This is a genomic window from Porphyrobacter sp. TH134 (assembly GCF_002855495.1).
Lineage (GTDB): Bacteria > Pseudomonadota > Alphaproteobacteria > Sphingomonadales > Sphingomonadaceae > Erythrobacter.
The window spans coordinates 1-8,790 of sequence record NZ_PKRO01000064.1 but is presented as its reverse complement, the minus strand read 5'-3'; the positions used below and the strand labels follow the sequence as shown (position 1 = coordinate 8,790).

Here is an 8,790-nt window from a genome sequence, read left to right as displayed (position 1 = left end):
AGCTGGCGTGATTGTCGAGATGTGTGACCGGCAGCCCCAGCTCAGCACCCAGCATGGCGCTGGAGAGTTCGGCGACCAGTTCCTCGGCGGCATAGGCCGCCGTGCCGAAGCGGTTCTTGAGATCGCGTCCCAATCGGCTGGCATGGCCTGTCCAGTGCGATAGCTCGTGGGCAAGCGTGGCGTAGTAGTGATCGAAACCGTTGAACAGGCTGACCGGCGGCATCGTTACGCGATCCGCAGTCGGTTCATAGTAGGCCTCGCATCCCTGATGACGCAGATTGACGGGGATGGCGTTGAAGAAGGCGTCGAGCTCGGCTTCCCGCCCTTCAGGCTCGACCAGTTCCAGCGTTGCGGCCGGATGGAAGCGCTCGGGCAGACCTTCCACCTGATCGGCATTGAAGACTGGATAGGCTTTCAGCACCCGGCGGGCCTCGTCAGTCTTTTCGCCGGTATCGGGCGCTTCCACCTCCTTGGTGTAGCTCTTGTAAAAGATCGCAATGGTCGACTTCTCGCCCTTGCGGACCTGGGCGCCGAGCGATTTTGCCTGATTGTAAGTCATCCAGAACGGCGAGGCGTAGCCGCACATGTCGGCGACCATCCACAGCCAAAAGACATTCATGCCGCGGTACGGAATCCCGCAGGCCCGCAAGGGCCTGGAGACCGGGACACCGCGCCACGGCTTGATCCATGGTTTCGTGCCTGCTTCCAGACGCGCGATGATTTCCTGGGTGATGCGGGTGGCGGGCGACAAGCCTCCGCCCTGCCCCTTGCGATAGGCCATGATTGTTCTCCTGATTGCGGCATCTGGACAATCGGCGACGGGCTCGCCGGTCAGTGCCACAGGTTCCCGCGCCCCCTCCGCTCTCTTTCCAAAAAGGAAGCGGCCCTCCGGCATAAGCCGAAGGACCGCTTCACGAGGTGCGAGTGGCTGTGCCTGTCAGGAGGAGGTCAGGCGGCCAGCTCGCGGGGGGACTCATCTTCGTCGTCACCGCCCTGCTCCGCTCCAGCGGGGTCGATCTCAGCTTCGCCAGCATCCGGCGCAGGGCAAGCGAAGCGCATGACCTCGGGCACCCAGGCTAGGGCCTTTTCGCGAATCTCGACCTCAGTGATGTAGGTTCCAGCAAAGACGCGTTCGGCGCTCATCGCGAGGTCACCCTTCTTGACCGAGGCAAAGCGCGAGGAGAGCTCTAGGCCGCCGACATCGGTCAGTGCATCGAGGATCACCTGCGTCGACACCCGGTCAAAGTAGTTGGCTGCGGTCGGGCGCCACCACTGCGCCATGTCGATACCGGTCAGGCTGCCGAGATGATCCTGGAACGGCAGCTGGCGCTCACCGGACATGTTGAGGCTCGCCTCGAGCGACCGGGCCACGACGTAACCCAGCCAAGCCGCGCGGCTGTCATCGGGCAGCGCCCGAAACAGGTCGAAGCGGGACATGGCATCGTCACCAGCGCGCCAGCTTTCGTCAAAACCAGACCTGAGCTCGGCAAGCGCGCTGCTTGCAGGTGCATCCTTGGCCTCAAAGCCGATGATCGGGCCTGCCGGGACAGGCGCGCGCAACGTGGTCGAAGGGCGTGCCCGCCAGTCGAGGGTATCGGCGTCGGCCAGCGTGAACACCATGATGTCGAGCGCGAGCCCGGGGTCGGATGCAACGTGCAATGCCAGAACATCGCGGCGCTGCATGGCGAGCTCGTCGACCAGGCGCTTGGACAAGGTGGTCCGGCGCCTTTCCGAACCTTCCTCGCCCGAAACGACTGCGATCCCGCTGTCGGCTTCGGCGGGATCAGCCTGACGCTCGCCGTAGAACACCGGCTGGAGAACCGGCGTGCCATCGCGCGAGAGCACCAGCACCATGCCTGCTTCGGCCTTGAGTTCGGGCGCAATGACTGGCGGTCGGGCGCGGATTTCCTGGCATTCGCGTTCGATGGCCTCGATGGCCGCTTCGGCTGCCGCCACGGCTTCCTCTGCGCTATCCTCGTCTTCGAGGGTCGCAGCATGCTCGTCATAGGACGCATCGAGTTCGTCGAGCCTAGCCACCTCGGCTTCGGACAAAGGCGCCGGTTCGGCGGGAAGCCGGACAAGCCCATCGACCAGATCGTGGCTGGCATAGGGATCGAGCGTCGGCTTGACCCAGGCAAGACCCTGCTCGGCGGCGAGAGCTTTGGCCTCCTCTTCCATCTTTGCCGCCGCGAGGCTTTCGAGCAGCGCGACATCGACCCAGGACTCGCTGTCGTCGTTGTCGAACAGTTCACGTTCGATCCGCCCGCCGGCGGCAATGTAGGCATCGCGGCCAATGAGGCGGGCACGTGGATCGCTGCCCCTGACGGTCCCGGACAGAACCATGCGCCGGACGCTGTCGGGGTTGGGCGCATAGTAGCCCGAGGACACCTGCTCGAAGACGCGGGTCTGGATTTCCTGGTCCGAAGTTGCACCGAAGGCTTTGGCAATATCGAGGGTGATCTCCCCTGACGCAAGAGCCTCGAACACGACGGGCGCAAGCGTCGCAAGACGCAGACGTCCCTCGACAAAGCGGACAGTCAGACCGAAGCGGCGGGCAACCTCTTCGACAGTCGCACCGCCCGCCACGAGCGCGGCAAAAGCTTGGGCTTCGTCAGCGGGGTTCATGGCGAGGCGGTGGAAGTTCTCCGCGAGGCTGGTCTCGACGGCCGCTTCAGCGCTGTCCTCGAGCACGAGGCACGTGACTTCATAATCGCGGGCGAGCAGCTTTTCGTCGACGAGCGCGAGCATCGCGCGGCGGCGACGCTCACCGGCTTCGACCTCGAACTTGCCCTTGGCAGCGGGTCTGACGATGAGGTTCTGCAGCAACCCGCGGGCTGCGATGCTGGCCTTGAGCTCAGCATCTGCTGCCTGATCACCGTGGCGGCGGACATTGCGAGGCGACTGAATGAGCTTGTTCAGCGGGATCGATTTGATCATGGGACACACTCCTGATTGTGAGCCCGGCACGTCGACCATCGACGCCCAATTGGCTCAATCAGGGCAAAGCGCACTCTCCTCTTAGCCATTCGCAGAAAATTTCTCGATAGCAACGGGTTATAATGAATGGCGATGGTTGGGGCGACGCTGCGGTCCACGGAATCGATTGCTAAGGTCGTGCCTTCGCAAAAGCGAGCGTTTGACTATCCTCAGGCTTCCGGCCTTGGTCCTATCTCGGTTTGAACCCGAAGCGCACGCCTTCACCGAGGAGGCGGAGGATACCATCCGCCTCCTCGCTCATGGGGTTGGGTAAGACGTCGATCCGCGTTGTGCTCGAAGTCGCCGGGTTGGCGACGTAGATCACTACATAACGCTGACCAGACCGGGGCCGGGCAGCCTCACGCGCGGCACGAACCTCTGACTCTCCCATCTCGAACTGGCAGCGATCACCCTGGCTGGATTTGACCTCGATGAGCCAGGTTCGCCGATCATGCTTCAACTCGAAATCGTAACCGAGGTCGTCGGACCAAGCTTTGCCCTTCTGCAAGGCACCGAATCTTGAAACCCATGCCTTGTCGATGTCCTGGTTCCGGAAGCGATCCTTGAGCCAGTGATACACAACGAGCTCTCCCAGCCGCCCGATCATGTCCTTCTTGGCTTGCGGGGTCCGATCCGGCCCAGGCGGAACATCGCGCGAATTACGGCTCGTTGGCGGCTTGTTGGTCTGTTTCCCGAGCACTCCTAGTTCGGTGGGCGTGGTCAGCCTCGCCGATTTGACCTGCTTGGAAAGACGGGCGGCGATCTCGGCCGAGATTTCGCTCCAGTCAGCATTCTCGGGATCGACATCGCGATCATTGACGCGAACAGAGCGCGCCATGGCTGCCCGTTCCTCCGCCTCGCGTTGCGCTTCCTTCGCCGCAGCGTCGATTGCATCGGCTCCGATACCTAGCATGTCGCGATCGAGCGTTGGCTCCATACCGTCAGGCCAGAAGGCGAGCTTGACGCACCAGGACATGAGCGCTGTCTCATCCATTGGCTTGAAGTCGACCGCACCAGCTGCATCGAGCTTGGCACGGATATGCTGTTCGGCCGCCTTGGCCTCGCGCCAATAGTCGGGAATGCTCGAAACCGGGCCCTTCCACCAAGCCCGCACAATGGGCGTCGCCGCGGCAGCGAAGCGGCTTATCGCCGCTAGGTTGGCCAACCTGACGTCGGCTAGATCGGGCAGGCCGTGTGGGTTGGAGCCGATCGCGGGTGCCCCCGCGTCTTCCAGCCACCGTGCGACATGCTCCTCTAGCACGGCCTCTGGCACGAAATGATAGAGCGGCAGCCATGCTTGATCCGTCTTCATCGATCGCAGCGCGTCACGACGCTGGGCATAATCGGGAGCAGGCGTGAATTTATCGAGCTTTGACGCGACCGCGTTCCGGAGAGCCTCCAGGAGGGACGTCTCATGTTCCACGATATGATTGAGGAGCTGCGAAGCGTGGACTGCGGGGTAGGCCAGCGGCTCGCTTCCTGTAGCCGCCAAGCTCTCGTTGAAGCGCGCAAAATTCAGGTCGAGAAGCTCACCGAACTGTGCAGTCGATTGAGCTCGCCGACATGCTTTGAGCAGCCCGTCGGCGTCCGTCGCCGCGGCCGTGATAAGCGGCATCAGTTCAGCGAGCAGACGAGCGGGGTCTGCTCCATGCTCGGCCTCAAGCCGATCACAGTCCTTCAGAGCTTCTGCCCCCAATCCGTAGTGTATGGCGGCGCGGATCCACGGCATCCGAAGGTCGACGCGCTCGCCGATAAGATGCTGGACCGAAGCCACGAAGCCGTCTTCGAGCTGGAGGGTGCGGCCGAGTCGAGAAATCACATCCTCATCGAGACCGAGTTCGCTTATGTCCTCTCGGGCAGCGGCGAGCTCGTGGGCGAGTAGACGCATGCCATTGGCGACTGGAGGGAGGTCGATCGCGTCGCAGATCGCCGGGAGACAGAGTTGGAGGCCATTCCAGGTAAGAGGATCACCGACCCGGGTAACTACAAGAGTCGGCCGGTTCGAGCGTCGGAAGACATAGGCGGGGCGATCACCAGGGGCCATTATCCGCTGGTCGTTGATTTCGAAGGCGACATCTTCCGCCGCCACGAGGGCGATATCACTAAGCCGTTCGAGAACGGTGCCACGATCTGCAGGAAGTTGACCGGCGTCAGTTCCGCGCAACCCCTCCATAGCAACCGCGAGCATCACGCGGAGCCAGGGGCATTTGTCGAGCGCCGTTTCGCCGGTTTCAATGTCGTCGAGCGCAACGTCGTCGATTTTTACGTCGTAGCGCATCGTGGATAGGCGGCTCACCTTCTTGCCGAACAAGGCTTCAGCTGCCGCGCCCACCCGCGCGCGATCAGCGCCCTTGATGTCGAGAAGGAGGCCATCGATCGACGCGACAAGGCTCGGCGCAAGATCATCGTCGCTGTCGCGGACGTAAAGAGGCGCGGTCTCCTTGACCGGGATCGTGACCGCGAGATCGGCGCGCCGACGGACAAGAATCGGCATGTCGTTAGGCGCCTTGCCGGTCGCTTGCGGATCCGCTGCGTGCTTGTCTGCGATAACCTTCCAGGTCGCGTTGTAGAGATTGGCGAGCTGCTGCTCATAGTGTGGGCGAACCGTTCCGGCGGCATATTGGGAAGCAAGGAAACGTGCTTGATCGAGGGCGATCGCGGGATCGTTCAGAAGGCGTAGTCTTCCATAGATTCGCAGTTTCTTGAGCGCGTCGGGCTGCCGGCGATCGATGATCCTGCCGATCGTGACCGCCACCTGCCGAAGATAGAAAGGAAAGCGCTCGTTGCTCGAGACCCAGACATCCGACGGGCTATAGAAGCGGCGAACCGGCCCGTCGGATGATGGATCGTCCGCGGGCAGCCAAGCGCCGCTACGAATAAAGGCACCCGCGGGCGTCGACCACGGGTATTGGTCGCTCGAAAAGTGCTCGTGACGAAGGTCAACGCGGAGCAATTCCTTTCCGGCGCCCGCCAGCCACTCGATCACCAGACCGGCGTAGATTTCCCGGCAATCGTCGGAGAAGCGTTCGTGGTCGCTTTGGCCGGGCAGGTGCCACAGCGCGTTCGCAAATTTGTAGTTGGTGGAATATGCGTGACGGAGGCTCTCCTTGTTAAAGGTGCTGACGTCCCGCTTCCAGTCGGCAATGGCGGCATCACTAAGACCGAGCTTCTTGGCGAAGCCGAAGCTCGTTACCTCGTAGGATCTTGTCGTGGGCATGGTGGGCAAGGGAAGCGCGCGCAAGCCAGTCCCTACACCCAATCCGCGCAGAAACTCCGCCCACAGCGTCGCCTGGCCCTTGAAGGCGCGATGGCTAGTCGGCGCGAGAAGGCGCTTTCGATAGTCGGAGAAGTCGGCAACGTCGGGCGGCGCTACGCTAAAGAGCGCATTCAGCCGACGGCCTAGAAGTTCATCAGGCCAGGTCTCCGAGAAGACGGCCTCAGTCGCTTGGATCATCCCATCCGCTGTAGGAACGAGCAAACGATACGAGGAATCGACCTTAATCGACCTAGTGGCCTGAGCGCGACGCCAGATTGCAAATGCCCAGCGGAGACCCGCCAGAGCCTCCTCGACCGAGGCGCTCGCGTTGACCACTTGGGAGATACGGGTGAGGACCGTTTCACCATCATAGGCAGAGACTTGACCGCGCTGTAGGAAGTCACGAGCCGCGCGCAGCTCACCGTGCCAGGGGAGCGTGTTCGCGGCAAAAGCGAAGTGGGCGGCTAACGGCGCCGGTACACTGAGCGGCTCAAGCGGGATATCCTCGTTCTCACCCGACGGCCGCGTCGAGGGTGGGAAGAAGAGGGAGGGTTCGATCCGCTCACCCTTGCGCCGGCGCCGCCGGGCACGCGGAAGTTCGCCATCGGTAGGGACGTCGCTGCGGCCAGCACGAACCGTCCCATCATCGCAGAGAATGACTGGGAAGCCGACGAGCATCTCAGGCCCCTCTTTCATGAAGGAAGGCAGATCTCGATAGAAAGCGGTCCACTGGCTTGTCGCCGGGCGCTTTCCAGCACGCAGAGTGCCGGCGATCTTCGCCGCAATCCGCGCGCACTCGATGGGTGCCAGACGGTCGCGAAACAGGGCGGGAGCGTACTGACGAAGAAAAGCTGTCAGCCGGCCGATGCGCTCGGACGTTAGTTCAGGAAGAAGCGGCGCGATCGGCGGGGAAATAGTCGCACCGTGCTTCGCGACCGCCAAAAGATTAAAGGTGGCGGAAACCTCGAAGGTTGCGCGCACCTCCATGGGGCAGCGCCAACCGATCGAGAGCAAGCTACCTAGCGTTACAGCGCATGGGATAACCGGTACAGAGGCGAACTCTTTCTCGCCGAGGCGCGCGACCTCCGCAGCCGAGAGGGCCGTCAAATCTAGTCGCTCGCCGGGGCTCTTCGCGGCGGTGAGGCTCGACGGGTTGGTCCATACGAGAAGATCGACAGACGCCTTCGCCCGAGAGATCGCCGTGAGAGCCGCATGACTACGGCCAGTATCGCGGTCCGCTAACCAACGCACGCTTGCGGCGGCAAGTGCAACCGCTTGGGTGAGGAGCAGGCGATTTAGCGCGACACTAGCATCGAGGGCTTTTCGGTTCGAAGACGGGAAGAAGCTGCCGTGAAGGTGGCCTTGAAAGGGTGCTGTGGCGCCCTCCCCCATTGGCAAGAACGTATAGAGGCGGGGCGACGAAATTTCATGATCGAGGGGCACCGCCAGGCCGACTTCACCGACCCCTGACCAGTCCTTCCAACTGCTATGGAGCTGTTTGGCCTTGACGCCATCGTCGACGGCCCGCTGCATGAGAGCCTCGGGCGCATGATCGCGGACAAGCAACCAGTGCGCACCGCTTAGCGAGACGATCGAGGCGGCAACCGGCGCGGACGTGATCGGCTCTTCATGCCGCTCAAGAGTGAACGCCAAGGAGGTCTCGCCAGCGCGGGTCCGTACTTTGGCGTCGAGCTTCTCGAGACGATCGAGAAAGAGAAGCAAGGGAGCGCCATCGTCATCTAGCGCCGCCACCTCGTCCCTCGCCGTCTTAAGCGAGTCTAAATCTCGAAGCGGAAGCCGAATGACGGACGAGAAGCCGCGTGCTGCATACTCGACGATGGTCTCAGGCTGCGTCCCGAGGGCAATCGGCAGAAAGAACATCGGCAGATCGGACTGCGCCAGTGCTAGGACGGTCGGGTTGTCAATCCGCGACGGCAGATCTTCAGACCGGGCGAAAGTGAAGCAATATCCCTCGAACCTGGCTGCGCCGATCGCGTTCGACGCCTGGGAATATACTTCGGGCGCGTCACAGACGTGGCTTACACTGCGGAAGCCGAGCCCTTTGTTGCCGATCGACTCACCAGGCGGCTTGGTCGACATTCCGATGCGAGAAAGCGCCACGACATTGCCGTGGGTGAATGGCTTTCCGAGATTTGCGACATAGAGGGTTCCGAAATCCCCCTCGTCCTCGACCAAGAGCACTTCGATCTGACCATCATGCGCGCCGCGCACATGGACGTCGTTGGCGTTCTGGACGAGCTCGATCAGGAACCGGCCATGATAATCCGCGGCTGTGTGTTCGGCGACGCTCTTGTTCTGGGCATAAACGTCGTCGAGATAGATGCCGGTGGTCACGTCGATCGTCCCGGCAAACGCGCGCAACTTCCCCCTGGCGATACGATCAATCTGATCAGCGGGCGCTAAAGCCTCGTTTTGCTCCTCCGATGCGACGGGAGCTGTAAGAGCCTGACTCAGAAGTTCATGTGATCTGGCAATGGCTTGCGATGAGGCGGGTGAGGCGGCGGATATGGGCGATGGTGGTCCACGCGGTGGAACTC

General features: G+C 62.3%; 3 protein-coding genes. All 3 read right to left on the bottom strand.

Going from position 1 to position 8,790, the window contains the following annotated elements; genetic code table 11:
• Positions 1-781: ArdC family protein (locus C0V72_RS15435; RefSeq protein WP_101795028.1), on the bottom strand; the 781-nt coding region annotated here is incomplete at its 3' end.
• Between the two features lie 167 nt (positions 782-948).
• Complete coding sequence (locus C0V72_RS15430; RefSeq protein WP_101795027.1) at positions 949-2,937, bottom strand: ParB/RepB/Spo0J family partition protein; 1,989 nt, start codon at positions 2,935-2,937, stop codon at positions 949-951.
• Between the two features lie 229 nt (positions 2,938-3,166).
• Positions 3,167-8,587, bottom strand: coding sequence for a sacsin N-terminal ATP-binding-like domain-containing protein (locus tag C0V72_RS15425; protein WP_143704631.1), 5,421 nt, complete (start codon positions 8,585-8,587; stop codon positions 3,167-3,169).
• Between the last annotated feature and the right edge of the window lie 203 nt (positions 8,588-8,790).